The 22,294-nt window shown below is 70.7% G+C and carries 27 protein-coding genes; 15 read left to right on the forward strand and 12 right to left on the reverse strand.

Annotation, left to right across the window (positions count from 1 at the left end; genetic code table 11):
• Positions 1-2 precede the first annotated feature (2 nt).
• Positions 3-1,109, forward strand: coding sequence for a microcin C ABC transporter permease YejB (locus M6G65_RS20300; RefSeq protein WP_250102794.1), 1,107 nt, complete (start codon positions 3-5; stop codon positions 1,107-1,109).
• 8 nt (positions 1,110-1,117) lie between these two features.
• Here the strand turns inward: M6G65_RS20300 and M6G65_RS20305 are convergent, their stop codons facing one another.
• Positions 1,118-1,729: an NIPSNAP family protein gene (locus M6G65_RS20305; RefSeq protein WP_238196775.1), complete on the reverse strand. Its 612-nt coding sequence runs from the start codon at positions 1,727-1,729 to the stop codon at positions 1,118-1,120.
• A gap of 119 nt (positions 1,730-1,848) precedes the next feature.
• The gene (locus tag M6G65_RS20310) at positions 1,849-2,646 is read right to left on the reverse strand and encodes an AraC family transcriptional regulator (protein WP_373323776.1); all 798 of its coding nucleotides are present in this window, start codon (positions 2,644-2,646) and stop codon (positions 1,849-1,851) included.
• Positions 2,647-2,708: 62 nt separating this feature from the next.
• Between M6G65_RS20310 and M6G65_RS20315 the strand changes: the two genes are divergently transcribed.
• A complete protein-coding gene (locus tag M6G65_RS20315; RefSeq protein WP_250102795.1) occupies positions 2,709-3,905 on the forward strand; it encodes an MFS transporter in 1,197 nt (398 codons plus the stop codon).
• A gap of 75 nt (positions 3,906-3,980) precedes the next feature.
• Positions 3,981-4,493, forward strand: coding sequence for a GNAT family N-acetyltransferase (locus tag M6G65_RS20320; protein ID WP_238196772.1), 513 nt, complete (start codon positions 3,981-3,983; stop codon positions 4,491-4,493).
• Positions 4,494-4,539: 46 nt separating this feature from the next.
• Here M6G65_RS20320 and M6G65_RS20325 read toward each other — a convergent pair whose 3' ends face one another.
• The 3 genes from M6G65_RS20325 to M6G65_RS20335 all read right to left on the reverse strand — a co-directional run bounded on the left by M6G65_RS20325 (position 4,540) and on the right by M6G65_RS20335 (position 7,191).
• The gene (locus M6G65_RS20325) at positions 4,540-4,809 is read right to left on the reverse strand and encodes a hypothetical protein (protein ID WP_238196771.1); all 270 of its coding nucleotides are present in this window, start codon (positions 4,807-4,809) and stop codon (positions 4,540-4,542) included.
• 72 nt (positions 4,810-4,881) lie between these two features.
• A complete protein-coding gene (locus tag M6G65_RS20330; protein ID WP_238196856.1) occupies positions 4,882-5,997 on the reverse strand; it encodes a multidrug effflux MFS transporter in 1,116 nt (371 codons plus the stop codon).
• Positions 5,998-6,216: 219 nt separating this feature from the next.
• Complete coding sequence (locus M6G65_RS20335; protein WP_250102796.1) at positions 6,217-7,191, reverse strand: c-type cytochrome; 975 nt, start codon at positions 7,189-7,191, stop codon at positions 6,217-6,219.
• A 322-nt stretch (positions 7,192-7,513) separates the two neighbouring features.
• On the opposite strand from M6G65_RS20335, the gene M6G65_RS20340 reads away from it, so the two are divergent.
• The 4 genes from M6G65_RS20340 (at position 7,514) to M6G65_RS20355 (ending at position 9,784) form a co-directional block, all read left to right on the forward strand.
• A complete protein-coding gene (locus tag M6G65_RS20340; RefSeq protein ID WP_238196769.1) occupies positions 7,514-8,257 on the forward strand; it encodes a 3-deoxy-manno-octulosonate cytidylyltransferase in 744 nt (247 codons plus the stop codon).
• Between the two features lie 24 nt (positions 8,258-8,281).
• On the forward strand, positions 8,282-9,139 hold the full coding sequence (locus M6G65_RS20345; protein WP_192707885.1) for a prephenate dehydratase: 858 nt from the start codon (positions 8,282-8,284) through the stop codon (positions 9,137-9,139).
• Positions 9,140-9,204: 65 nt separating this feature from the next.
• The gene (locus M6G65_RS20350) at positions 9,205-9,501 is read left to right on the forward strand and encodes a BrnT family toxin (RefSeq protein ID WP_238196768.1); all 297 of its coding nucleotides are present in this window, start codon (positions 9,205-9,207) and stop codon (positions 9,499-9,501) included.
• A gap of 13 nt (positions 9,502-9,514) precedes the next feature.
• Entirely contained in the window at positions 9,515-9,784 is a 270-nt protein-coding gene (locus tag M6G65_RS20355; RefSeq protein WP_238196767.1) for a BrnA antitoxin family protein, read from the forward strand.
• A gap of 9 nt (positions 9,785-9,793) precedes the next feature.
• Here the strand turns inward: M6G65_RS20355 and M6G65_RS20360 are convergent, their stop codons facing one another.
• Positions 9,794-10,519 (reverse strand): tyrosine-protein phosphatase, encoded by a 726-nt coding sequence (locus tag M6G65_RS20360; RefSeq protein WP_238196766.1) that lies wholly within the window; start codon positions 10,517-10,519, stop codon positions 9,794-9,796.
• Between the two features lie 195 nt (positions 10,520-10,714).
• Here M6G65_RS20360 and M6G65_RS20365 point away from each other — a divergent pair, with 195 nt between their 5' ends.
• Complete coding sequence (locus tag M6G65_RS20365) at positions 10,715-11,221, forward strand: GNAT family N-acetyltransferase (protein WP_250102797.1); 507 nt, start codon at positions 10,715-10,717, stop codon at positions 11,219-11,221.
• A gap of 111 nt (positions 11,222-11,332) precedes the next feature.
• Positions 11,333-11,866 (forward strand): inorganic diphosphatase, encoded by a 534-nt coding sequence (ppa, locus tag M6G65_RS20370; RefSeq protein WP_238196764.1) that lies wholly within the window; start codon positions 11,333-11,335, stop codon positions 11,864-11,866.
• 43 nt (positions 11,867-11,909) lie between these two features.
• Here the strand turns inward: ppa and M6G65_RS20375 are convergent, their stop codons facing one another.
• Positions 11,910-12,443, reverse strand: a complete 534-nt coding sequence (locus M6G65_RS20375; RefSeq protein ID WP_238196763.1) for a gamma carbonic anhydrase family protein — start codon at positions 12,441-12,443, stop codon at positions 11,910-11,912.
• A gap of 165 nt (positions 12,444-12,608) precedes the next feature.
• On the opposite strand from M6G65_RS20375, the gene M6G65_RS20380 reads away from it, so the two are divergent.
• Positions 12,609-12,887: a hypothetical protein gene (locus tag M6G65_RS20380; protein WP_238196762.1), complete on the forward strand. Its 279-nt coding sequence runs from the start codon at positions 12,609-12,611 to the stop codon at positions 12,885-12,887.
• A 141-nt stretch (positions 12,888-13,028) separates the two neighbouring features.
• Positions 13,029-13,244, forward strand: a complete 216-nt coding sequence (locus M6G65_RS20385; RefSeq protein WP_238196761.1) for a hypothetical protein — start codon at positions 13,029-13,031, stop codon at positions 13,242-13,244.
• A gap of 29 nt (positions 13,245-13,273) precedes the next feature.
• Here M6G65_RS20385 and M6G65_RS20390 read toward each other — a convergent pair whose 3' ends face one another.
• Complete coding sequence (locus tag M6G65_RS20390) at positions 13,274-13,438, reverse strand: hypothetical protein (protein ID WP_238196760.1); 165 nt, start codon at positions 13,436-13,438, stop codon at positions 13,274-13,276.
• 95 nt (positions 13,439-13,533) lie between these two features.
• Entirely contained in the window at positions 13,534-14,052 is a 519-nt protein-coding gene (locus tag M6G65_RS20395; RefSeq protein WP_238196759.1) for an META domain-containing protein, read from the reverse strand.
• A gap of 221 nt (positions 14,053-14,273) precedes the next feature.
• Here M6G65_RS20395 and M6G65_RS20400 point away from each other — a divergent pair, with 221 nt between their 5' ends.
• The 4 genes from M6G65_RS20400 to M6G65_RS20415 all read left to right on the forward strand — a co-directional run bounded on the left by M6G65_RS20400 (position 14,274) and on the right by M6G65_RS20415 (position 16,945).
• Positions 14,274-14,597 carry a helix-turn-helix domain-containing protein gene (locus M6G65_RS20400; RefSeq protein WP_238196758.1) on the forward strand — a complete coding sequence of 108 codons (324 nt, stop codon included), beginning with the start codon at positions 14,274-14,276 and terminating at the stop codon, positions 14,595-14,597.
• Positions 14,598-14,769: 172 nt separating this feature from the next.
• Positions 14,770-15,507, forward strand: coding sequence for a PIG-L deacetylase family protein (locus M6G65_RS20405; protein ID WP_238196855.1), 738 nt, complete (start codon positions 14,770-14,772; stop codon positions 15,505-15,507).
• On the forward strand, positions 15,504-16,097 hold the full coding sequence (locus tag M6G65_RS20410) for an SAM-dependent methyltransferase (RefSeq protein WP_238196757.1): 594 nt from the start codon (positions 15,504-15,506) through the stop codon (positions 16,095-16,097). The genes M6G65_RS20405 and M6G65_RS20410 overlap by 4 nt, the downstream gene beginning before the upstream one ends.
• Positions 16,094-16,945, forward strand: a complete 852-nt coding sequence (locus M6G65_RS20415; protein WP_238196756.1) for a glycosyltransferase family 2 protein — start codon at positions 16,094-16,096, stop codon at positions 16,943-16,945. The genes M6G65_RS20410 and M6G65_RS20415 overlap by 4 nt, the downstream gene beginning before the upstream one ends.
• Before the next feature lie 282 nt (positions 16,946-17,227).
• On the opposite strand, the gene M6G65_RS20420 is transcribed toward M6G65_RS20415, so the two are convergent.
• From M6G65_RS20420 to sucD, 3 genes are all read right to left on the reverse strand, one after another.
• Entirely contained in the window at positions 17,228-18,199 is a 972-nt protein-coding gene (locus tag M6G65_RS20420) for an HpcH/HpaI aldolase/citrate lyase family protein (RefSeq protein WP_250102799.1), read from the reverse strand.
• A 187-nt stretch (positions 18,200-18,386) separates the two neighbouring features.
• Positions 18,387-21,137, reverse strand: coding sequence for a phosphoenolpyruvate carboxylase (locus M6G65_RS20425; RefSeq protein ID WP_250102800.1), 2,751 nt, complete (start codon positions 21,135-21,137; stop codon positions 18,387-18,389).
• 251 nt (positions 21,138-21,388) lie between these two features.
• Entirely contained in the window at positions 21,389-22,279 is an 891-nt protein-coding gene (gene sucD, locus M6G65_RS20430) for a succinate--CoA ligase subunit alpha (protein ID WP_010687110.1), read from the reverse strand.
• Between the last annotated feature and the right edge of the window lie 15 nt (positions 22,280-22,294).

Below are 22,294 nucleotides of genomic sequence, written 5' to 3' on the forward strand. Positions count from 1 at the left end.
CCATGCTCGCCTACATCCTGCGCCGCATCGGCCTGATGATCCCCACCCTGCTGGGAATCATGCTGATCACCTTCACCATCGTGCAGTTCGCCCCCGGCGGGCCGGTGGAGCGGGTGCTGTCCCAGCTCCAGGGCCAGCGCGACGGCGCGATGTCGCGCGTGACCGGCGGCTCCGGCGATCTCGGCGGCGCCGCACGCCCCTCCGGTGGCGGCGGCGAGGCGAGTTCCCGCTACCGCGGCGCGCAAGGGTTGAGCCCGGAATTCATCGCCAAGCTGGAGAAGCAGTTCGGCTTCGACAGGCCGGCGCCGGAGCGCTTCGCCAAGATGCTCTGGGACTACGTCCGCTTCGATTTCGGCCGCAGCTATTTCCGCGACGTCACCGTCATCCAGCTGATCAAGGAGCGCCTGCCGGTCTCGATCTCGCTGGGCCTGTGGATGACGCTCCTGTCCTACGCGATCTCGATCCCGCTCGGCATCCGCAAGGCCGTGAAGGACGGCGAGCGCTTCGACCGCTGGACCTCATTCGTGGTGATCATCGGCTACGCGATCCCGGGCTTCATGTTCGGGCTGATGCTGATCATCCTGTTCGCCGGCGGCTCATTCTACCAGTGGTTCCCGCTGCGCGGCCTGACCAGCGAGGGCTGGGAGGGATTCTCCACCTGGCACAAGGTCACCGACTACGCGTGGCACATGGTGCTGCCGCTGACCGCGCTCGTGATCGGCGCCTTCGCGACCTCGACCCTGCTCACCAAGAACTCGTTCCTCGGCGAGATCCGCAAGCAGTACGTGCTGACCGCCCGCATGAAGGGCCTCTCCGAGCGGCGCGTGCTCTACGGCCACGTCTTCCGCAACGCCATGCTGATCGTGATCGCGGGCTTTCCCGGGGCCTTCATCTCGGCCTTCTTCACCGGTTCGCTGCTGATCGAGACGATCTTCTCCCTCGACGGCCTCGGCGAGCTGTCGTTCCGGGCGATCGTCGGGCGGGATTACCCGGTGGTGTTTGCTACCCTCTACATCTTCTCGCTGCTCGGGCTCGCGGTGAACCTGCTCTCGGACCTGATCTACGTCTGGATCGACCCGCGGATCGACTTCTCCGCGCGGGCGACCTGACGGCCGCGTCAGGACAGCGGCGAGCCCGGATCCGGCAGCGCGATGGTCGAGGTCGCCTCCGCGATCTGGTCCGGCCCGCCTTTCGGCGGCCAGACGCCGGAGGCGTAGGCGGCCGCGCGCAGGGTCGCGCGCTCCTCCAGGCTGGAGAAGGCCCAGATGTGCGTGATCCGCGAGGGTCCGTCGAGGGCGTAGAGGTTGGTGACGAGGTGTTCGGTGTAGGTCCTGGCCGGCGCGATCGCCGCCTCCCAGGCCGCCAGGGTCGGCGCCAGCCCGCCGGGCCTCAGCCGGTAGGTGCGGATCTCGTAGACGCCGCCGCGCGACCCGGTCCGCAGCGGCGGCAGGAACGGGAACGGCGCGTAGCTGTCCAGGGTGAGAGCCGTGAGCAGATCGCCGGCGTTGAACGGCGCCGCGCTCATCAGGGCGCGCCGCCGCTCCGCCGTCATCGCCTCGGGCGTGTCGAAGCCGCGCAGGACGAGAACCTGCCCGAGGGTGCCGATCTCGGTCCGCCAGCAGCCAAGCAGCGTCCCGGTCTGCGCCTCGGCGACCCAGGCCCGCGCCCGTTCGCAGACAGGGCCGGCGGCGAGAAGCGGACAGGACAGGGTCGTAAATTCGTAGAGCATGGACTGAGTCCGCCTTCCGTGGGCGCCCGCTCCGTCATCACGCGCGAAGCGAAGCAAGGACAGCACTGCGGGCATCGACGGCCAAGATCGTAACGTCCCACCGTCGAAGCGGGATCACATCACGCGCCGGGCCCATCCAGAACCCGCGCCACCGTCAGGCGCAGGGCCTGAGCGCTCCGGTAGCCCACCGCCGCCGCTACGGCCCTGGGCGAGCGCCCCTCGGCCTCCAGCGCCAGGGCGCGGATCACCCGGGCGCGCGCCCGCCAGTCGCCGAAGCTCAGGCCCGTCTCCGCCCGGAAGCCGCGGGTCAGCGTGCGCCGGCTCGCCCCGGCGCGGTCCGCCCAGGCGTCGAGATCCGCCTCCGAGGCCGGATCCTCGATCAGCCCGAAACAGACCCGGCGCAGGCGCGGATCGCGGGGCAGCGGCAGGACGAGCGGCGTCGCGGGCGCCCGGCCGATCTCGTCAAGCACCAGGGCGGCGAGATGGCCGCCGCGCCCGTCCTCCTCGTACAGCACCGGCTCCGCCGCCAGGGCCGTCAGCGCCGCGGCCAGGAGCGGCGAGACCGCGATCACCCGGCAGCCTGCCGGAAAGCCCGTGACCGCGGCCGGATCGAGATAGGCCGAGCACATCGCCACCGCGCCGTGGGTCGCCACCGCGTGCGGCAGGCGCGGCGGGATCCACAGGGCGTGCCCCTCGGGCACGACCCAGGTTCCGTCCTCGGCCGACGCCATCATCAGGCCGGCGGTGGCGTAGAGGAGCTGCGCGCGCGGATGGAAGTGGCGATCGAGGACCATCCCGGCCGCGTAGGCCTTGGGCATCACTGCGACCGCGCGCGGCACGTCCTGATAGTCGGCCGCGTTCGTGGACCGCGCTGGCCGCGCGGCGTCACCCGGCAAGAATAGCCCGTTCGCATACATACTCGGCCCGACACCTCCATCGGGTCAGGCTATCAGGACCAGATCCCGGAGGATACGCCGCGATGGATTCGGACACGCTGTCTCGCCGCACCCTGCGCTTCGTCAACGTCGCGCACGCCCTCGATCACTTCGTGCTGCTGATCTACCCGACCGCGGTCATCGCCATCGCGGCCCAGACCGGGCTCGGCTACGGCGAGCTGATCGGGCTCGCGACCGGCGCCTTCGTGGCCTTCGGCCTGTGCTCCCTGCCGATGGGCTCGCTGGCCGACCGGTTCGGGCGCCGCAACATGCTGGCGGTGTTCTTCTTCGGCTACGGCCTGTCCTGCCTCGGCGTGGCGAGCGCCTCGACGCCGCTCGGCTTCGCCCTCTGGCTCTGCGTGCTCGGCCTGGCCTCGGCGATCTACCACCCGGTCGGCTCGGCCATGCTGGTGACCCATGCCCGCCGGCTCGGGCGCGACCTCGGCATCAACGGCGTCTGGGGCAATTTCGGCGCGGCCTCGGCCTCCGGCCTCACCGCGCTGCTCGCCGCCACGATCAGCTGGCGCGCGGCCTTCGTGGTGCCGGGCCTCGTCTGCCTCGCCTGCGGGGCCGCCTTCCTGGCGCTGGTGCCGGGCGACGGCGAGGCTTCGGGCAAGAAGGCCGGCGGCGCCGCGGTGATCCCGGTGACCCGGCCCTGGGCGCTGATGGCGATGTTCGGCCTGTCGATCTTCGCGGGCGGCCTGACCTTCAACCTGACGACGATCAGCCTGCCCAAGGTGATCGGCGAGGGCGTCGGCCACGCGCTGCCCCTGGCGCTCACCGGCTCGCTCGCCACCGGCGTGTTCCTGTTCGGCGCCCTGATGCAGCTCGCCATGGGCCGTCTGATCGACCGCTACAGCCTGCCCGCCCTGTTCGTGGCGCTCTCGGTGCTGCAGCCGCTGGGCCTCGGGATCGCGGCCCTAAGCACCGGTGTGCCCCTGCTCGTCGGCCTCGTGCTGGCCATGACGGCGATCTACGGGCAGGTGGTGATCAATGACGCGATGATCGCCCGCTACGTGCCCCCCGCCTACCGCGCCCGGGCCTACAGCGTGCGCTACTTCGTGGGCTTCACGGCGAGCGGATTCGTGGTTCCGGCCATCGCGCTCCTGCACGAGCGCGGCGGCTTCGGGCTGGTGCTCGGCGTCGCCTCCGCCTGCGGCGCGGTGATCTGGCTCTCGGCTCTCGGCTTCCTCAGGCTGACACAGGGCGGCGCGCGGCCCGCCCTCGCCGCAGCGGAGTAGCGGGACTGTTTGCGGCCCTGGGCGGACGCTGCTACGCGGCCCTCGTCCGACCCGTGAGCCCCTTGTGACCCCGCCGTGACCCCCCTGTCCCTCGTCATCCGGCCCGAGCGGCCGGAGGATGCTCCCGCCATCGAGCGGCTCCAGGCCCGGGCCTTCGGCCCCGGCCGGTTTGCCCGCACCGCGTACCGCCTGCGCGAGGGCGCGGCCGAGCGGATCGACCTCGGCGTCACCGCCTCCGTGGGCAGCTTTCTCGTCGGCTCGGTGCGGATGGGGCCGGTCCGGACCGGAACGACGCCGTTCGTGATGCTCGGACCTCTCGCCGTCGACCCGAGCTTCGAGGGACGCGGGATCGGCGGCACCCTGACCCGCGCGGCGATCGAGGCGGCGCGGGAGGCGGGCGAAGGCCTCGTGATCCTGGTGGGCGATGCCCCCTACTACTCCCGCTTCGGGTTCACCCCCGTGCCCCCGGGGCACATCACCCTGCCGGGACCGGTCGATCCGACGCGGCTCCTGTGGCTGGAGCTGGCGGCGGGTTTTCGCGACCGGGTCGCCGGTCTGGTGGAAGCGGTGCCGGCGTCGGACGTATAGGGTCCGCCCGGCCTGAGAGGCCGGGCGGCGTTGAAGCGTGACGCTGTCAGCGGTGGGTGCCGGTTCCGCTGGTGCCGGACGTCCCGGAAGTCCCGGTGGCCGAGCCGCCCGTGCGGGAGGTCGAGCCGGTCGAGTCCGAGGTGCCGGACTTCATCTCATGACCGGGCGCGTAACCGGAGGCGCCGGGGCTTCCGGCCTTGCTGCCGCGATCCTGCATCTCGTGACCGGGCGTCCGGGACGAGGCCCCCTGCTCTGCCGCGAAGGCGGTGCCGCCGAGGGCCAGGGTGGCCAGGACGATGATGGGCAAGCGCTGCATGGCGTATCTCCTCCTGTTGGGGCCTCGTAATGCCGGACCCGCCCGGACCGTTCCGAAACGGTCGGCCGGGCCTCATGCCCGCCGGAGGGCCAGCCCGGCGATCAGCCCGGCCGAGAGGAGCGCCAGCGCGACGGGCGTCGCCGAGGTGGCGGGCCAGGCGGAGGCCGCGGCCGTGAACAGCGCCCCGAAGGTCATCTGGGTGAAGCCGTAGAGGCTGGAGGCCGAGCCGGCCGCGTGCGGATCGACATTCATCAGACCGGCCACCGCGTTCGGGCTGAGCAGACCGACGCCGACCGCGTAGGCGAACAGCGGCACGATCAGGCTGACGACGCCGAGCATCCCGATCCGGTCGACCACCAGCAGCGACAGCGCCGCCGCGATGCAGAGAAGGTTGCCGCTCCGCGCGGCCTTGCGGATCGGCACGCGGGCGGCGAGGCGGCTCGCCAGGACCGCACCGCCGACCATGCCGAACACCACGATCAGGCAATCGAACCCGACCTCCTGCGACGAGCGCCCGAGCCGGTCCACGAGCAGGAACGGCGCCACCGCCAGGAAGGCGTAGAGACTGGTGCCACCACAGGCGCCCGCAACCAGGTAGGCCCGGAACACCGGAATCCGCACGAGCCGCAGATAGCCGGCGAGCACGGCGACGAAGCCCGGCAACGCCACCTTGTGGCGGTTGGTCTCGGGCAGGGTGAACACCACCAGGGCGCCCAGCACGGCCACCAGGCCGGCGAGCACCACGAACACGGCGCGCCAGCCGAAAGCCTCGTTCACCACGCCCCCGATCGCCGGCGCCAGCGCCGGCGTGAGCGTCATCGCGGTCGTCAGGATCGCGAGCTTGCGGGCCGCATCCTCGCGGGTCGAGACGTCCCGCACCATGGCGCGGCCGATCACCAGGGAGCCGCAGGCGCCGAGCGATTGCAGGACGCGGGCGACCAGCAGGGTGCCGATGTTCGGCGCCGGGATCGCGAGCAGCAGCCCGATGAGATAGAGGCCGAGCCCGCCGATCAGGATCGGCCGCCTTCCGTACCGGTCCGAGAGCGGGCCGTAGAGCAGCTGACCGCCCGCGAGACCGATCAGGTAGACGGTGATGGTGAGTTGCGCGCCGGCCGCGTTGGTGCCGAGATCCGCGGCCGCCGCCGCGAGGGCCGGCACGAAGATGTGCAGGGCCACCGTTCCGGTCATGGTCACGGCGACCAGCAGCGGCAGGGAGGCGCGTCGCTCCCCCGCATCGGGACTTCGCACGGGCAAGGCAGTTCCTTCGCGGTTGCCGACCCGGGCAGATGCCGGGTCGCGGCCGCTTTAAGGCAAAGGCCGGGCCCGGAGCCATGTCATCGGGACGCGCCTGACGCGCAGGGTGTCCGACGGCCGCCGGATCCGGGCCGCGTGGCGGCCCGGTCGGCTCTACTGCTGCTTGGGCAGCGGCTGCGGCGTCGGCAGCGGCGCGTTCTGGTCCTTGGTCGGGCCGCCGACCTCGAGGTCCTTCGCCCGCTCGACCGCCTCGGGATTGGCCTGGGCCGGGGGCTCCTTGGCGGCCGGGGACGCGGGCGCCGTGGGCTCGGCGGGGATCACGCTCGACGGCGTTCCCTGCTGGTCGCCGTCATGGGCGCTGGCCGGGGGCGACGGCGCGTTCCGGTCGCTCGATTCGCTCGGCGCGCGCGGACTGCCGGGGGACTTCTCCTCGACGGGCTTGGCCGTGCCGGTGTCGGCCGGCTTGGCCGGGCTCTCCTTGCCCTCGGAGGGCTTCGACGCAGCCGGCTTCGCGGCGGACGGCTTGTCGGCGGCGGGCTTGTCCTCGGGCTTCGCCGCCGCCGGCGCGGCCGCAGGCGCCGCATCGCTCTTCTCGACGGCGGGCAGCGGCTTGGGATCATCCGCGTTGGACCGCAGGTAGGCGATCACGTTCGCCCGCTCCTGCGGCGAGGCGATGCCGGCGAAGGCCATCTTGGTGCCCTTCGCGTAGCCCTTCGGGTTGGTGAGGAAGGCGTCGAGATCCGCGTAGGTCCAGGTGCCGCCCTTCTCCTTCAGGGCCGCCGAGTACTCGAAGCCGGGATGGCCGCCCTTCGGCCGCTCGGCGACACCGTAAAGATCCGGGCCGACCTTGTTAGGACCGCCCTTCTCGAAGTTGTGGCAGGCGTGGCAGGCCTTCGTGCCGGCCTCGCCCTTCTCGGCGTTGGCGCTCGCGAGCCGGACCGCGATGGGCTCGACCTTGGCCTCCGGCGCCGCGGCGGCGGCCTGCGGCTCCGGCTCGGGCAGGTCGTAGCCGGCTTTGCCCGCCGGCTTCGGATGATAGATCAATTCGGCGACGAAACCCGATCCGGCCGCGAACAGCAGGGCGCCAAGGACGGCCCCCAGGACTTTGTTCACCTCGAACGAGTTCATGCTCTTCTCGCGACTCGGCCCGGACCGATCGCGCGCCTGACACGGGCGAGCAGGCTCGGACACCGGACATTGGAAGATTTCGAGGTTGCCTTAGCCGTTCCGGACGGCTCCTGACAATGCCGACGGGCCCATCCGCGGCGCTCCGGCGCAGGATTGTTCCACCGAATTGTCCAGCTTGTCACCCCGCGGCCGCTTTGCGGCATCTTTTCTCCACGTACCCCGCCCGCCGGCCGCGGGGGACGACAACCGGGGGCGGGCCTGTTAAGCAGCCGGCCGTTTCCCGGCGCGGCCGCCACGTTGCCGTGCCCAGGTCCGATTTCTCATGTCCGATCCCCTGGTCCTGATCCCGGCCCGCCTCGCGGCGACCCGCCTGCCGAACAAGCCGCTGGCCGACATCGCCGGCGAGGCCATGATCGTCCATGTCTGGCGCCGGGCCGTCGAGGCCGGGATCGGCCCCGTGGTGGTGGCCACCGACACCGCCGAGATCGCCAGGACCGTGGAGGCCGCGGGCGGGCTCGCGGTGATGACCCGGGCCGACCACCCGTCCGGCTCCGACCGGCTCGCGGAGGCGCTGGAGACCGTCGATCCGGAGGGGCGCCACGACGTGGTCGTCAACGTGCAGGGCGACCTGCCGACCATCGATCCGGCGATCATCGGCGCGGCCGTCATGCCGCTCGCCGACCGGACGGTGGATATTGTCACGCTGTGCGCCCCGATCACCGATCCGCACGAGGCCGACAACCCGAACGTGGTCAAGCTGGTGGGCCACGCCGTCGGCCCCGGCCGCCTGCGCGCCCTCTACTTCACCCGCGCCCGCGCCCCCTGGGGCGACGGGCCGCTCTGGCACCATATCGGCCTCTACGCCTACCGGCGCACCGCCCTGACCCGCTTCGTCGCCCTGCCTCCGGGCGAACTGGAGGTCCGCGAGAAGCTGGAGCAGCTCCGGGCGCTCGAGGCCGGCATGCGCATCGACGCCGCCATCGTCGACGACCTGCCGCTCGGCGTCGACACCCCCGCCGACCTGGAGCGCGCCCGCGCCCTGCTCCAGGCCCGGCGCCTCAACTGAACGCGCGCCCGAAACCTCGCCGCCATGACAGACCGCACGATCGCCTACCAGGGTGAGCCCGGAGCCAACTCGCACATCATCTGCGCGGAAGCCTTTCCGGACTGGACGTACCTGCCCTGCGCCACCTTCGAGGATGCGTTCGCGGCCGTCACGGAAGGTCGGGCGCAGCGGGCGATGATCCCGATCGAGAACTCGATCGCCGGCCGCGTCGCCGACATTCACCACCTGATCCCGACCTCGCCGCTGCACATCGTGGCCGAGCACTTCCTGCCCATCCACTTCCAGCTCATGGTCCTGCCGGGCACGTCGATCGAGACGATCCGGACGGTTCACAGCCACGTCCACGCGCTGGGCCAGTGCCGCCGGGTCGTCCGTCGCCTGGGCGTCAAGGCCGTGGTGGCCGGCGACACCGCCGGGGCTGCGCGCGAGATCGCCGAGATCGGCGATCCGAGCCGGGCGGCCCTGGCGCCGGCGCTCGCCGCCGCGGTCTACGGGCTCGACATCCTGGAGCGCGACGTCGAGGACGAGGCGCACAACACCACCCGCTTCGTGGTGTTCTCCCCCGAGCCCGAGCCGGTCGCGCCCGGGACCGAGCCCTGCGTGACGAGCTTCGTGTTCCGCGTCCGCAACATCCCGGCCGCCCTCTACAAGGCGCTCGGCGGCTTCGCGACGAACGGCGTCAACATGTCGAAGCTCGAGAGCTACATGATGGACGGTGAGTTCACCGCCACGCAGTTCTACGCGGAGGTGGACGGTCATCCGGAGGATCCGGGCCTCGCCCGAGCCCTCGACGAGCTCGGCTTCTTCTCGCGCGAGCTGCGGGTGATCGGCACCTACCCGGCCCACCCGTTCCGCGAGGCAGCGCGACCAGCGGCGGAGTGAGGCGCATCAGAAAGCACCTTACGCCTCGTCATTGGCATAACGACATTTTGTAGCTACATCTCTACATGGGCTTTCAGTGGGATCCCGATAAGGATGCGGCGAATCAAGCCAAGCATCTCATCGGATTCCGACAGGCTGCGGAGATCTTCCGTGGATTCCGGCTGGTCCGTGAGGATAGGCGCCGTGATTACGGCGAGCGCCGGTTCATCAGCCTGGGGCTCTACGATGGGACGGTGCTGCGGGTCGTCTATGTCGAACGCGACGGCGACATCCGCCTCATCTCGGCATGGAAGGCGAACCGCCATGACAGGCAGGTCTACGCAGAAGCCCGGGCACGGGCGCGGGGTGCCCGTCAGGTTTGACGGATTCGCCGATATGCCGGCGGCCGAACCGTTGAGCGATGCTCTCAAGGCCATGGACGATGAAGAGGTCGAACGGCGGGCAGCCGCCGACCCCGATGCCGGGCCGATTCCGGCCGGCTTCTGGGACGAAGCGGAACCGGCGCCGCCTCGGAACAAGGAGCAGATCACGCTTCGGCTGGACGCGAATGTGCTGCAGCACTTCCGGAAGTCCGGAAAGGACTATCAGTCCCGGATCAACGCGGTGCTGAAGAGCTACGTGCAGGCGCAAGAGAAGCGGCGGTAGCGTCGACCTTCATTCCCGCCGCAGCACCCGATCCGCGGCCAGATCCGACCAGAAACCCGGCCGGAAGTCGCGCTTGAGCGCCTCCGGGTCGTAGACGGTCTCGACCCAGGTCAGGAAGTCCATCCCCCTGGCCTCGCCCTCCAGGCGGTAGCGGGCGAAGAACGCGTCCAGGATGCCGGTCTTGGCGAAGCGGAGATGGCCGTAGCGGGCCGAGAGCTGCCGGGCGGCCTCGGCGACGGGCCGGCCCTCGTGCAGGATCAGGTAGAGGGCCGAGGCGAGGCCGGCCCGGTCGGCGCCCGACTTGCAGTGCATCACCGCCGGGTAGGCGACGCTCGCAAAGAAGTCCTTGGCAGCCAGGATGGTCTCCCGGTCCGGCGCCTCCCGAGAGCGCAGCACGAATTCCCGCAGGATCAGGCCGTGGCGCTCGCAGGCCTCGCGCTGCAGCGGCCAGGACCCGTGCTCGCGGCCGCCGCGCAGGGAGATGATCGTGCGCACGCCCTCGGCGCGGAAGCGGGCGAGCTGGTGCGGTCCGGGCTGGGCCGAGCGCCAGAGCGCACCGGTGCCGACCCGATGGCGGTTGAGATAGGCGAGCCGGAACACGCCGTGGTCCATCAGCAGCATGTTGGCCCAGGCCCTCAGCCGGTCGCCGGGGCCGGCGATCGGCCGCTCGAAGCGGGCGATCCGGGCCATGCGCCGCGCGTAGCGCGTCTCGGGCTTGAGGAAGCGGTTGAACAAGGCCGTGCTGCCGGAGGGAACGAGCGCGGGCTCTACCAGCCGCCCGAGGGGCCGGCAATTCGCGTCTCCTGCCGCCGTCGCGGCCGATCGCCGGAAACCGGCGCCGTTCTTGCCTTCACTCCGCCCGGATCGGCATCGAACCTGCGGCGACCGCGCGGGTTATCCGCCGGTCGGACGAGGGGAGGCCGGAATCCCATGAGCACGCGCACCACGAGCATCCGCCGGGCCCGCGAGGCCGATCTCGGCGGCTTGTCCAAGGTGTTCGATGCCTCGTGGCGTGAGGCCTATCGCGGGATCATTCCGGGACTGCCCCTGGAGCGCCTGATTTCCAGCCGCGACCGGACATGGTGGCGCGGAGCCCTGCGCCGCGGCCGGCCGATCGCCGTCGCCGAGACCGGCGATCGGGTGGTCGGCTACGCCGCCTACGGCCGCACCCGCAGCCGCGCCCTCGGCACGGAAGCCGAGATCGACGAGCTCTATCTCCTGCCGGAATACCAGGGCGTCGGCCTCGGCCGCCGCCTGTTCCGCGCGGTCCGCAACGACCTTGCGGATCATGGCCTGACCCAGCTCGGGGTCTGGAGCCTGGAGGACAACGAACGGGCCGGCGCCTTCTACGAGGGGCTCGGCGGCAAGGCCGGCCCGCGCGTGCTGGACCGCGTGGCGGGCATCCCGCTGCCGAAGGTCGGCTACCTGTTCGGCTGACGTTTTCCAGTGCCCGTTGCCCGGCTGCAACCCTTCCAGATTTGCATTGGCGATCCGCGTCTCTAAGAGGTCTGGGACGCGAAGCAGACCGCATTCCGGAAGCGAAACGCCATGAAGATCGACGCCATCCCGCTCGGCAAGAAGCCGCCGCACGACGTCAACGTGATCGTCGAGGTGCCGCTGGGCGGCGAGCCGATCAAGTATGAGATGGACAAGGAATCCGGCGCGCTGGTCGTCGACCGGTTCCTCTACACGCCGATGTTCTACCCGGGCAATTACGGCTTCATCCCCCACACCCTGTCGGGCGACGGCGACCCCTGCGACGTGCTGGTGGCCAATACCCGCGCGGTGTTGCCGGGCGCCATCATCAGCGCGCGCCCCGTGGGCGTGATGGTGATGCAGGACGAGGGCGGCGAGGACGAGAAGATCATCGCTGTCCCGTCGCGCCACCTGACCAAGCGTTACGACCGGGTCGAGAACTACACCGACCTGCCCGAGATCACGATCCACCAGATCCAGCACTTCTTCGAGCACTACAAGGATCTGGAGCCCGGCAAGTGGGTCAAGTTCGTCCGCTGGGGCGACAAGGAGGAGGCCCACCGCCTGATCGAGGAGGCGATCGAGCGGGGCAAGGCCAAGAAGTAGCGGTTCCGGCGGCTGCGCCCGCGGGGGACGCGGCCGTTACCGTTCAACCGTCGATGCGGCGCAGCCCGGCCCGGTAGCGCCGGGCATTCTCCACGTAGCGCAGAGCGGCCTGTCGCAGGCCTTCGATGGCCGCCTCGTCGAGGGTGCGGACCGCCTTGGCCGGCGCGCCGACGATCAGGCTGTGATCCGGGAAGGTCTTGCCCTCGGTGACCAGCGCGTTGGCGCCGACCAGGCAGCCGCGGCCGATGACGGCGCCGTTCAGGACCGTGGCGCCCATGCCGATCAGGCTGCCGTCCCCGATCGTGCAGCCGTGAACAATGGCCCCGTGGCCGACCGTGACATCGGTCCCGATGCTGAGCGGAAAGCCGGGATCGACGTGCATGATCACGCCTTCCTGGACGTTGGTGCGGTCGCCGATGCGGATCGGCTCGTTGTCGCCGCGCAGGGCCGCCCCGAACCAGATCCCGACATCGAGACCGAGATGGACCCGGCCGATCACCTGCGCGTCGGGGGCGATCCAGACCCTGTCGGGATCGGCGAGGTCCGGCACGTGATCGTCGAGGGCGTAGAGGGGCATGGCGGCCTTTCAGCGCTGCGCGGTCCGCGGAACGGTGCTCACCGGCGGCCGGCAGGGCCCGTGACCGAAGACGATTGTCGTCTGTCGCGGGAATGGCACGGTCCGAACGGGCTGCCAATGCTAGTCAGGATGTGCGGGCAGGCGAGACGCGGATTGGGCTCACGGATGGCGCGGATCTCGGCATGGATCGGGCTTGTGGCGCTCCTCGCGATCCCGGGCGCGTCGGCGGCGGATCTGCGCGAGGTCGCACCGCGGACCGGGTTTGTGGCGACATGCGAGGATCTCGGGACGTTCTGCTTCGCCGACGCCTGCGGTCCCGATCAGATCGCGGCGGCCCAGAGATGCCGGGCCCGCTGCCCGAGCGCCGCGATCATGAGCGTCGTTCCGGCAGCCTGCCCGGCCCACGACGCGAATCCGACGATCGTTCTTCGGCGTCGCGGCTGACATCGCAGCGTGGCTCGAAGCACACGGACCAGTTCTTCAGTTCTCCCCAGCAAAGATTCCCACGGGCTGCGGCAACAAAACACGGCGCGCGGAATTGAGTCTTCGCGAAGTGCCGAACGACAGAAACGAGGACGCGGATAGATGCCCGCGAATGCGCGTCAGATCCGCAAGCAGACCCTGCTCGCAAGTGATCTTCATCCACCCCGGTCCGGGTTGAAGGCCGATCCCGTCCTGTACGGCGTCGCCGCAGGGCTGCAGACGCTGTTTCCCCCCGTGACGGTCAACGGGCGGGCCGCGAGCGAGACCGCCGGGTCGGGGACCGTCAAGGACCTGCGCAGCCGGACCGGCTCGACATAATCGGCTTCCATCGTCCCGAGTCCCGCGGCTCAGCTCGCGAGGCGGACGATCAGAAGCAAGGTCGCCAGCGTCGGAATGGCGGCAGCGAGCCACAGGGCTCCGAGGTGGAAGCTCTCTGGCCCGGTGAAGCGCAGGGTGCGCGTCGTGCCGGAGCGCGGCCCCTCTCCGCGCCCGATACCGATTCCCACTGGCATCCGTGGCCTCCTCCGATGCCGGAGGAGTAAGGGCCGCCGCCCCTCAAGGCCCTCTGAATCGGCGGGCCTCTTCGCGTGGCGTGGTGAACCGGCCGTTAAAGGGCGCGGTCGAACTTCAGCTCACCGTTCGGGCTCTTCAGCACCAGCTGGGAGCCGACCATGTCCCACACCGCCGAGGTGCGCAGGGCGACGAAGTAGGCCTGCTCGGAGGCGGCGAGACCCTTGTCGCAGCTCTTCTTGGTGAGCGCGAGCGGCCCGACCGCGATGTGCTGCTCCTTGAGCGGGAAGGCGGTGGCCGCGAAGGTGTTGCAGCCGCCGTAGCCGCGGGCCCGGTACTGCTTGTCGATGATGAAGCTCGGGCGGTCGCCACCGGTGAACGGCTTGCCGTTGAGGCTCACCGCCGTCCAGGTCGAATCGAGCGGGAAGATCTTCTCGCTGGCCTTGGCCCCCGGCACGTACTGGGGCTTCTTCTCGTCTTCGCCGCCGGGACGGCGGTTGCCCTTGCCGAAGCCGGTCGGGGACCCGCCGCCCATCTGGGCCTGCGCCTGCGTCGCCGCAGACAGGTCTATGGCCAGCACGGCGCAGGCCAAGGTCGCGATCAGCACCCCTCTCATCGTCCAGTCCCCATCTCGCGCGCTCCGCGCTCAGGTCATCCCGGATCCGGAAAGCGCGGCGCCTGCCGCGCGGGCCAACCCCGGAAGGGCCGTTCCGAATCTATGCGCCTTGCCGGATGCGCCAGGATTTCAGCACAATTATGGTCGTGCTTCGTCGCGTGCGCTCGGAAACGATCGGGGACTGTCGCCGTTGTTGATCATCGCACCGCGGGAGAGTGACGTTGGCCGGATCGGACGGAGGGGCGCAGAGCGGCACCCGAGCAGGGGTGATGAGCCCGGCGCAATCGCGGGCGGCCCGGGGCCTGCTCGGCTGGTCGGAAGCCGACCTCGCCGCCAAGGTTGGCCTCGACGCGCAGCTCGTCCACGATTTCGAGGGCGGTTACGGCGATCCGCCGAGCGGACAGATCGAGGCCCTGCGGAGCGCGCTCTGTGCGGCCGGGGCGGTCTTCACCGACGCGCCGACGCAGGGCGTTCATCTCGCAGACCGGCCCAACCCCGACGAAGGCACGCGCCCAGACGCGCTCACGACCGAGAACGACCGGTAGCGGCACGTCCGGATCCCGAACGCGCCGCTCATGGCGCGTTCAGACGCCCGGGACGATAGCGGGGAAGCCTCCGCTCAACGACCCTGGAGCGATCTGTGACCGATCTGATCCGCCGCCCGTCCCGGACCTGCGCGTGTCGCGCGTCGTTCGCAAGCTCGGTGGCGATCCGCTGATGCGCGCCGACGCGTTCCTGGCCGCCGCCGACGCCTTGCCCCTCGGGAGCCTCGACGCTCTGGCCGGGACGGGCGGCCTCGTGGTCGTCGCCCCGCATCCCGACGACGAGAGCCTGGGCTGCGGCGGCCTGATCGCCGCCGCACGGGCGGCCGGACGGCGCGTGCACCTCGTGGTGATCAGCGACGGATGCGGCTCGCACACCCATTCAGCACTGTATCCGCCCGAGAAGCTGCGCACCCTGCGCGAGGCCGAGACCGTGCGGGCGGTGACTTTGCTCGGGCTCAGCGCTGACGATGTGACGTTCCTGCGCCTGCCCGACGCCCATGTCCCCAGCAACGGACCGGACGCCGAAGCCGCGGCGCGCGCCGTGGAGCGGGCGGCGACGGCCTGCGGCGCCAGCGCGGCCTTTGTGACGTGGCGTCACGACCCGCATTGCGACCACAAGGCGGCCGCCGCGATCGTTTCCCTAGCCCGGCCCGCGATGCCGGGCGTGCGGATCTACGAGTATCCGGTCTGGGGCTGGACCCTGCCGCCCGAGACTGAGGTCGGCCCGGAGCCGACCGGCCTGCGCCTCGACGTCTCCGCCTACCGGGCGATCAAGGCCCGCGCCGTGGCCGCCCATGAATCGCAGACGACCGACCTGATCTCGGACGATCCCGGAGGTTTCCGGCTGGAGCCGGCGATGATCGAGCGGCTGTGCGGTCCCTTCGAACGCTTCGTCGCGGTCCCGGCATGACCCGGCGGACGCAGACGCTTCCGGAGGCGTATTTCGTCGGCATCTACGCCGACAACCCGGACCCCTGGGGCTTCACGTCGTCGGCCTATGAGCGCGACAAGTACGGGGCGACGCTCGCGAGCCTGCCGCGGGAGCGCTACCGGTCGGCCTTCGAGCCGGCCTGCTCGATCGGGGTCTTCACCCGCGCCCTGTCCGAGCGCTGCGACAGGCTGATCGCGATGGATCTGGTCCCCGCCGCCGTGGAGGCCGCACGCGCCCGTTGCGCGGACCGGCCCCACATCGAGATCCGGGAGGGCGCCATGCCGGGCGACTGGCCCGACGGCCGATTCGACCTGATCGTCCTGTCCGAGTTCCTGTACTTCCTGGCGCCGGCGGATTTCGCCGAGCTGGTGCGTCGCGCCGGCGAGACGATCGAACCCGGGGGCGACATCGTGCTGGTGCACTGGCTCGGCGAGACGGACTATCCGCTCTCGGGCGACGCCGCCGCCGAGGGTTTCATCCGGTCCGCCGCGCCGTTCGCGAAGGTTCTCCACCAGTCCCGGGCGGCGGAGTACCGGATCGATGTCCTGCGGGCCGGGATCGACGCGTGAGCACGGCGGTCATCACCCTCAACAAGGGCCGGCGCCCGCACCTGACCCGCCTGCTCGAGGGTCTCGCGCGCGGGACTGCGCCGGATGCCTGCATCGTCGTGGAGATCGGCGGCGACGAGGCCCCCTTCCCGCCCCTGCCTTTCCCGGTGGAGCGGGTTCCGTTCCCGCATGCCGGCCTGCCGCTCGCGGCGGCGCGCAATGCCGGCCGCCGGGCGGCCCGGGCCGACACGCTGATCTTCCTCGACGTGGACTGCATCCCCTCGGCGGGGCTCGTCGCCGGCCTGTCGCGGGCGGTGGCCGAACACGACGGCTTGGTCTGCTGCGAGATCGGTTACCTGCCGGCCGGGGCCGTCGCGGATCATTGGAACGCGACCGATCTGGAGCGGCTCGGGCAGCCGCACCCGGTGCGGGCTTTCCCGCCCGCCGGCGTGGTGGCGCCGGCACCGCAGCCCGGCCTGTTCTGGTCCCTGGCCTTCGCGGTCCGCGCCGCGACCTACGACCGGCTCGGCGGCTTCGACGAGGCGTTCTCCGGCTATGGGGCGGAGGATACCGACCTCGCCTTCCGGGCCGACCGGGCCGGCGTGCCGATCCTGTTCCTCGGCGGGCCGCGGGCCTACCATCAGCACCACGCGGCCTATGACCCGCCGCTGCAGCACTTTCGCGATATCGTGGCCAACGCCGCGCGGTTCCACGGCCGTCACGGGCTCTGGCCGATGGACGGCTGGCTCGATGGGTTCGCGCGTCTCGGGCTGATCGCCGCGGACCGGTCGAAGGGCATCGTGATCCATCGCGATCCGACGCCGGACGAGATGGCGGCCGCGCGGCTCCCGGACGATCGGCCGTTCTGAGCGCACGAACGCCTTTGACCGTTTCGACCGGGCTGCACCTCGAGAAGACAATCCCGTCATTCCGGGACTGCGCAGCAGGGCCCGGAATCCAGAACCGCGACGCATTCACAGCCTGGCGCCGTCGGCGGTTCTGGTCTGCCCGCCCCCAGCAGGCCCCTTCGGGTCCGGGCTCGCCTGCGGCGCCCCGGAAAGACGGCGGCTGATAAAGCAGCCAGCGGTAGCAAGAAGCGACGCCGACGGATCCCGGGGCAGACCCGAGACCCGCCGACGTTGAGCCCTCGCTTATGCCTTCATGGCGTTCGCCTTCTCGATCAGCGCCTCGGCCATGCGGATCGAGGCGATGTCGATGAGGCGGCCGTCCAGGGAGACGGCGCCGCGGCCAGCCTTGGCGGCCTCTTCCATGGCCTCCAAGATGCGGCGGGCCTTGGTGACCTCGGCCTCGGACGGGGTGAACACCTCGTTGGCGAGATCGATCTGGCTCGGATGGATCGCCCACTTGCCCTCGAAGCCGAGAGCGGCGCAGCGGCGGGCCGCCGAGCGGTAGCCGTCCGGATCCGAGAAGTCGCCGAACGGTCCGTCGATCGGGCGCAGGCCGTAGGCCCGGCAGGCCACCAGCATGCGGTTCTGGGCGAACAGCCACGGATCCTGCCAGTGGGTCTGGCGGTTGCCGGCCTCGTCCTTGTCGGTGAGCACCGAGAAGTCGGGGTTCACGCCGCCGATGACCGTGGAGCGGGCGCGGGTCGAGGCAGCGTAATCCGCGACACCGAACGACATCGCCTCCAGGCGCTTCGGCGACTGGGCGATCGCCTCGACATTGGCCATGCCGAGGGCCGTCTCGATCAGCACCTCGAAGCCGATCTGCTTCTCGCGCTTCTTGGCCTGCTCGATCTGGGTGACCAGCACGTCGATGGCGTAGACGTCGGCCGGTACGCCGACCTTGGGGATCAGCACCATGTCGAGCCGCGGGCAGGCTTCGGCGATGTCGACCACGTCGCGGTACATGTAGTGGGTGTCGAGACCGTTGATGCGGATCATCATGGTCTTGTTGCCCCAATCCAGGTCGTTCAGCGCCTGGATGATGTTGGTGCGGGCCTTCTCCTTGTCGTCGGGCGCGACCGCGTCCTCGAGGTCGAGGAAGATCACGTCGGCCGCCGAGGAGGCCGACTTCTCCATGAAGGTCGGGTTGGAGCCGGGGACTGCGAGTTCGGAGCGGTGCAGGCGCGGCTTGGCCTGCTGGATCAGGGTGAAGCTCATGGGTGTTCCTCTCTCTTGGTGACGGTTCTGATGCCGTTGCGGGATGGGGTCCCGGTCATCGGCGGCAAATGGCGCGCGTGAGGGTCGCTGACAGGGCGCGGCTCCACGAATGGACCGGTTCCCCGGTGCGGGATCGAAGCGCGGGGCCCCTCTCCCGTGCAGGAGAGGAAGCCTGTTGGCCCCTCCCCTAACCGGTCGCCCCGAAGCCGACCGCGATGCAGTTGATCGACAGGAGCAGGGCGGACTTCACCGCCTCGCGCCGGTCCTCGTCGGTCTCGGCGCGGTAGCGGGCGAGCAGCTCGACCTGCTCGCGCCCGACCTGGTTGATGGTCGGCAGCCGCCCCTTCAAGCGGTCCCGGAACAGCGGGAAGCGCTCGGCCAAATCCGATCCGCCGCTCACCCGCAGGACCATCTCGCGGGTCAGCGCATACTCGGCCTCGATCATCGCGAAGATCCGGTCGCGGATGCCCGCATCGGGGACGAGGCCCGCATAGGCGCGGGCGATGTCGAGATCGACCATCATCAGCGTCTTCTCGACCTCGTCGAGGACGAGGCGCAGGACGCGGGATTCCTGGAACAGGCGCTTCAGGGTCGCCTCGCCGTCGCGGCCGCGCACGTCGAGGAAGCTCGCGAGCCCCGAGCCGACTCCGTACCAGCCGGTGATCACGTGCCGGTTCTGCGACCACGCAAACACCCACGGAATCGCCCGCAGATCCGAGAGCGAGCGGGCCCCGAACCGGCGCGCCGGGCGCGAGCCGATGTTGAGGAGCGAAATCTCGTCCAGCGGACTCGCCGCCTGGAAATAATCGGCGAGGCCGTCGGTCTGGAGCAGCTGCACGTAGGCGGCCCGCGACGCGCCGGCCAGAGCCTCCAGCGCGTCGTCGTGGCCCGGTCCCGCCCGCTCGCCCTCGCCGGCCAGCGCATGCTCGAACACCGAGGCCGCCAGCAGCTCCATCTGGTAGGCGGCGGTGCCGCGGTTGGCGTACTTGAACGAGACCACCTCGCCCTGCTCGGTGGTGCGGAACCGGCCGCGGATCGAGCCCGGCGGCTGGGCCATGATGCCCCGGTGGGTCGGCACGCCGCCGCGGCTCACCGAGCCGCCGCGCCCGTGGAAGAACGCGATGCCGACGCCGAGTTCCTCGCCGAGCCGGGTCAGCTTGCTCTGGGCCTTGTAGAGCTCCCAGTTGGCGGCGACGAAGCCGCCATCCTTGTTGGAGTCGGAATAGCCGATCATCACCTCCTGCACGCCGCCCTGCCAGCGGGTGGAGCGGCGGACCACCGGCACGTTGAGCAGCGCCCGCATGATCGCCGGGGCGGCGCGCAAGTCATCGATGGTCTCGAACAGGGGCACGATCGGCAGCGGGCAGATCTCGGTGCCGGCCGCGTCGAGGAACACCCCCGCCTCCTTGGCGAGAAGGTAGGCGCCGAGCACGTCCTCCACCGAGCGGGTCATCGACAGCACGAAGGCGCCGAACGCCTCGCGGTCGAGGGCCTCGCGCATCTCGGCCACGAGGGCGAAGGTGGCGAGCGTCTCCCGGGCCGCGTCAGGCAGATCCTCGAAGGAGCGTTCGGGATCGCGCGGCCGGGCGAGTTCCGTGTCGAGCCACTGGCGCCAGGCGGCCGAGCCGAGGGCGGGCGGCTCGCCCTCGCCGTTGCGCTGGCGCCAGAGGGCCTGGAGCGTGTCGGTGGTCCGGGTGGTGTTCTCGCGCAGGTCCAGACGGACCGTCGAGAACCGGAAGATCTCGACCATGCGCCGGACCGGGCGGACGAGGTCCCGCGCCAGCGCCGGGCACTTGGCATCGGTCAGGCCGCGCTCGAGAACGCGCAGGTCCTCGATCAGCCCGTCCGCGCTGGCATAATCGGGACCGGACGGGTGCTCGCCCTCGTTGCGGGCGATGGTCGCGTCGATCTTGCGCGAGACGCAGGACAGGTACTGGCGATAGGGCTCGCCGGGATTGCGGCGGGTGATCGCCCGGGCCTGGCCGCTCTCGGCGAGGTGCCGGTCGAGTTCCGCGCGGAAGCTCTCGGGCAGCGGCAGCGACCGCTCGGTCAGCGACAGGGTTCGCCCCAGCTCGCGCACACCGTCACGGTAGCGGGTCAGCGAGGCCAGCGCGTTGCGGTGCAGGGTCTGCCGGGTGACGGCCGCCGTGACGTAGGGGTTGCCGTCCCGGTCGCCGCCGATCCACGAGCCGAACTGGAAGAACGGCGGCACCTTGAATTCGGTCCCCGGATAGGTCTCGGCGAGCGTCTCCTCCAGGGTTTCCAGGGTCTCGGGCAGCATCTCGAACAGGGTCTCGTCGAAGAAGTGCAGCCCCCAGGCCACCTCCCGCTCGACCGTGGCCTTCTCCAGATGCAGCTCGCCCGTCATCCAGACCAGCTCGATCTGGTCGCGCAGCTCGTTCATGAGGCCGTTGCGCTCGCGATCGGTCCAGCGCGGCATCTCCAGCTCGCGCAGGACGAGGTAGATCCGCCGGAACTTCTCCAGCACCGTGACCCGCTTGCCCTCGGTGGGGTGGGCGGTCAGCGTCGGGCGGATGCGCAGGTCGCTGAGCAGCGCCTGGATCTTCTCCGGGGGCACACCCTGCTTGCGCGCGTCGGAGAAGACCTTGGCGAAGGAGCCGCCGAGCGCGGCCCGCCCCTCCGTGCGCTCCACGTGGCGGCGGCGGCGCATCGCGGCGTTCTGCTCGGCGATGGAGATCAGCTGGAACCAGATGCCCTGAACCTGAAGGGCGCGCGCCAGCATCTGCGGCGAGAAGCGCGAGATGTCGGCCGTGCCGTGCAGCACCGCCTCAAGGTCGGGGTCGTGCCGGCGAGCGACGTCGAGCAGCGCCTGGAACAGGATGTCCAGCGCCTGCTCCGACGAGGTGCCGGTGATCACCGGCGGCGCGAAGGCGGTGGCGTCGGCGAGGCCGGGGGTTGCGTGAAGGGTACGGGTCATGGGGCCACCTCGTGGCGCACTTTCTTGAAGGACGAGGCGCGACGCGCCCCCTCCCACTCTGCGGGGGCGGGTCGGGACGAAGTCCCGCAAGGGGGAGCGACGGTGCAGTACGAGGCTGCGGCCGTCTTGAAGGTCGCGCGATTTCCTGGGGCCGGGCTCCCCCTTTGCGGGACTTCGTCCCGGCCCGCTTCGCGGGCCACCCTCCCCCGCAGAGTGGGAGGGAGCGCGGCACGCTTCTGGATGCCGGCGCGCTACGCCGCCCGGGCCAGCACGTCGGCCACGGTCTGCCCGAACGACCCCGGATCCGGCGCCACGGTCAGCCCGTAGGAGCGCATGATCTCGGCCTTCTCGGCGGCGCTGTCGCCGGCCGCCGAGATGATCGCGCCGGCATGGCCCATCCGCCGGCCCTTCGGCGCCGTGAGTCCGGCCACGAAGCCGATCACGGGCTTCGACATGTTCTCGCGGATCCAGGCCGAGGCCTCGGCCTCCTGCGGGCCGCCGATCTCGCCGATCATCAGCACCGCGTCGGTGTCCGGATCGGTCTCGAACAGGGCGAGGTGGTCGAGGAACGACGAGCCGTTGATCGGGTCGCCGCCGATGCCCACCGAGGTCGAGATCCCGAGACCGAGCTCCTTGAGCTGGGAGGCGGCCTCGTAGCCCAGCGTGCCCGAGCGGGAGATGACCCCGACATTGCCCGGGAGGTAGATGTGGCCGGGCATGATGCCCAGCATCGCCTTGCCGGGCGAGATGATGCCGGCGCAGTTCGGGCCGACCACCATGGTCCGCTTCTCTTTCGGGTAGCGGTACAGGTAGCGCTTCACCCGCATCATGTCCTGGGCGGGGATGCCGTCGGTGATCGAGCAGACCAGCCGCAGCCCGGCATCGGCCGCCTCCATGATGGCGTCCGCCGCGAAGGGCGGCGCCACGAAGGTGATCGAGGTCGTGGCGCCGGTCGCCGCCACCGCTTCCTTGACGGTGTTGAACACCGGCAGGCCGAGATGGGTGCGCCCGCCCTTGCCGGGCGTGACGCCGCCGACGACGTTCGTGCCGTAGTCCAGCATCTCCTTGGCGTGGAAGGTGCCCTTGTCGCCCGTGATGCCCTGGACGATGATCGGGGTGGTCTCGTCGATGAGGATGCTCATGGCGCGGTCTCCCCC

Source organism: Methylobacterium tardum, from assembly GCF_023546765.1.
GTDB classification, from domain to species: domain Bacteria; phylum Pseudomonadota; class Alphaproteobacteria; order Rhizobiales; family Beijerinckiaceae; genus Methylobacterium; species Methylobacterium tardum.

Excerpts from the sequence above, each read along its gene's own strand:
- M6G65_RS20345 (WP_192707885.1), top strand. The coding sequence starts at position 8,282 with ATGACAGACCGCACGATCGCCTACCAGGGTGAGCCCGGAGCCAACTCG.
- ppa (WP_238196764.1), top strand. The coding sequence starts at position 11,333 with ATGAAGATCGACGCCATCCCGCTCGGCAAGAAGCCGCCGCACGACGTC.
- M6G65_RS20420 (WP_250102799.1), bottom strand. The coding sequence starts at position 18,199 with ATGAGCTTCACCCTGATCCAGCAGGCCAAGCCGCGCCTGCACCGCTCC.
- M6G65_RS20385 (WP_238196761.1), top strand. The coding sequence starts at position 13,029 with ATGCCCGCGAATGCGCGTCAGATCCGCAAGCAGACCCTGCTCGCAAGT.
- M6G65_RS20315 (WP_250102795.1), top strand. The coding sequence starts at position 2,709 with ATGGATTCGGACACGCTGTCTCGCCGCACCCTGCGCTTCGTCAACGTC.
- M6G65_RS20325 (WP_238196771.1), bottom strand. The coding sequence starts at position 4,809 with ATGCAGCGCTTGCCCATCATCGTCCTGGCCACCCTGGCCCTCGGCGGC.
- M6G65_RS20330 (WP_238196856.1), bottom strand. The coding sequence starts at position 5,997 with ATGACCGGAACGGTGGCCCTGCACATCTTCGTGCCGGCCCTCGCGGCG.
- M6G65_RS20340 (WP_238196769.1), top strand. The coding sequence starts at position 7,514 with ATGTCCGATCCCCTGGTCCTGATCCCGGCCCGCCTCGCGGCGACCCGC.
- M6G65_RS20425 (WP_250102800.1), bottom strand. The coding sequence starts at position 21,137 with ATGACCCGTACCCTTCACGCAACCCCCGGCCTCGCCGACGCCACCGCC.
- M6G65_RS20395 (WP_238196759.1), bottom strand. The coding sequence starts at position 14,052 with ATGAGAGGGGTGCTGATCGCGACCTTGGCCTGCGCCGTGCTGGCCATA.
- M6G65_RS20350 (WP_238196768.1), top strand. The coding sequence starts at position 9,205 with ATGGGCTTTCAGTGGGATCCCGATAAGGATGCGGCGAATCAAGCCAAG.
- M6G65_RS20335 (WP_250102796.1), bottom strand. The coding sequence starts at position 7,191 with ATGAACTCGTTCGAGGTGAACAAAGTCCTGGGGGCCGTCCTTGGCGCC.
- M6G65_RS20305 (WP_238196775.1), bottom strand. The coding sequence starts at position 1,729 with ATGCTCTACGAATTTACGACCCTGTCCTGTCCGCTTCTCGCCGCCGGC.
- M6G65_RS20310 (WP_373323776.1), bottom strand. The coding sequence starts at position 2,646 with ATGTATGCGAACGGGCTATTCTTGCCGGGTGACGCCGCGCGGCCAGCG.
- M6G65_RS20355 (WP_238196767.1), top strand. The coding sequence starts at position 9,515 with ATGCCGGCGGCCGAACCGTTGAGCGATGCTCTCAAGGCCATGGACGAT.
- M6G65_RS20365 (WP_250102797.1), top strand. The coding sequence starts at position 10,715 with ATGAGCACGCGCACCACGAGCATCCGCCGGGCCCGCGAGGCCGATCTC.
- M6G65_RS20375 (WP_238196763.1), bottom strand. The coding sequence starts at position 12,443 with ATGCCCCTCTACGCCCTCGACGATCACGTGCCGGACCTCGCCGATCCC.
- sucD (WP_010687110.1), bottom strand. The coding sequence starts at position 22,279 with ATGAGCATCCTCATCGACGAGACCACCCCGATCATCGTCCAGGGCATC.
- M6G65_RS20405 (WP_238196855.1), top strand. The coding sequence starts at position 14,770 with ATGCGCGCCGACGCGTTCCTGGCCGCCGCCGACGCCTTGCCCCTCGGG.
- M6G65_RS20300 (WP_250102794.1), top strand. The coding sequence starts at position 3 with ATGCTCGCCTACATCCTGCGCCGCATCGGCCTGATGATCCCCACCCTG.
- M6G65_RS20390 (WP_238196760.1), bottom strand. The coding sequence starts at position 13,438 with ATGCCAGTGGGAATCGGTATCGGGCGCGGAGAGGGGCCGCGCTCCGGC.
- M6G65_RS20380 (WP_238196762.1), top strand. The coding sequence starts at position 12,609 with ATGGCGCGGATCTCGGCATGGATCGGGCTTGTGGCGCTCCTCGCGATC.
- M6G65_RS20410 (WP_238196757.1), top strand. The coding sequence starts at position 15,504 with ATGACCCGGCGGACGCAGACGCTTCCGGAGGCGTATTTCGTCGGCATC.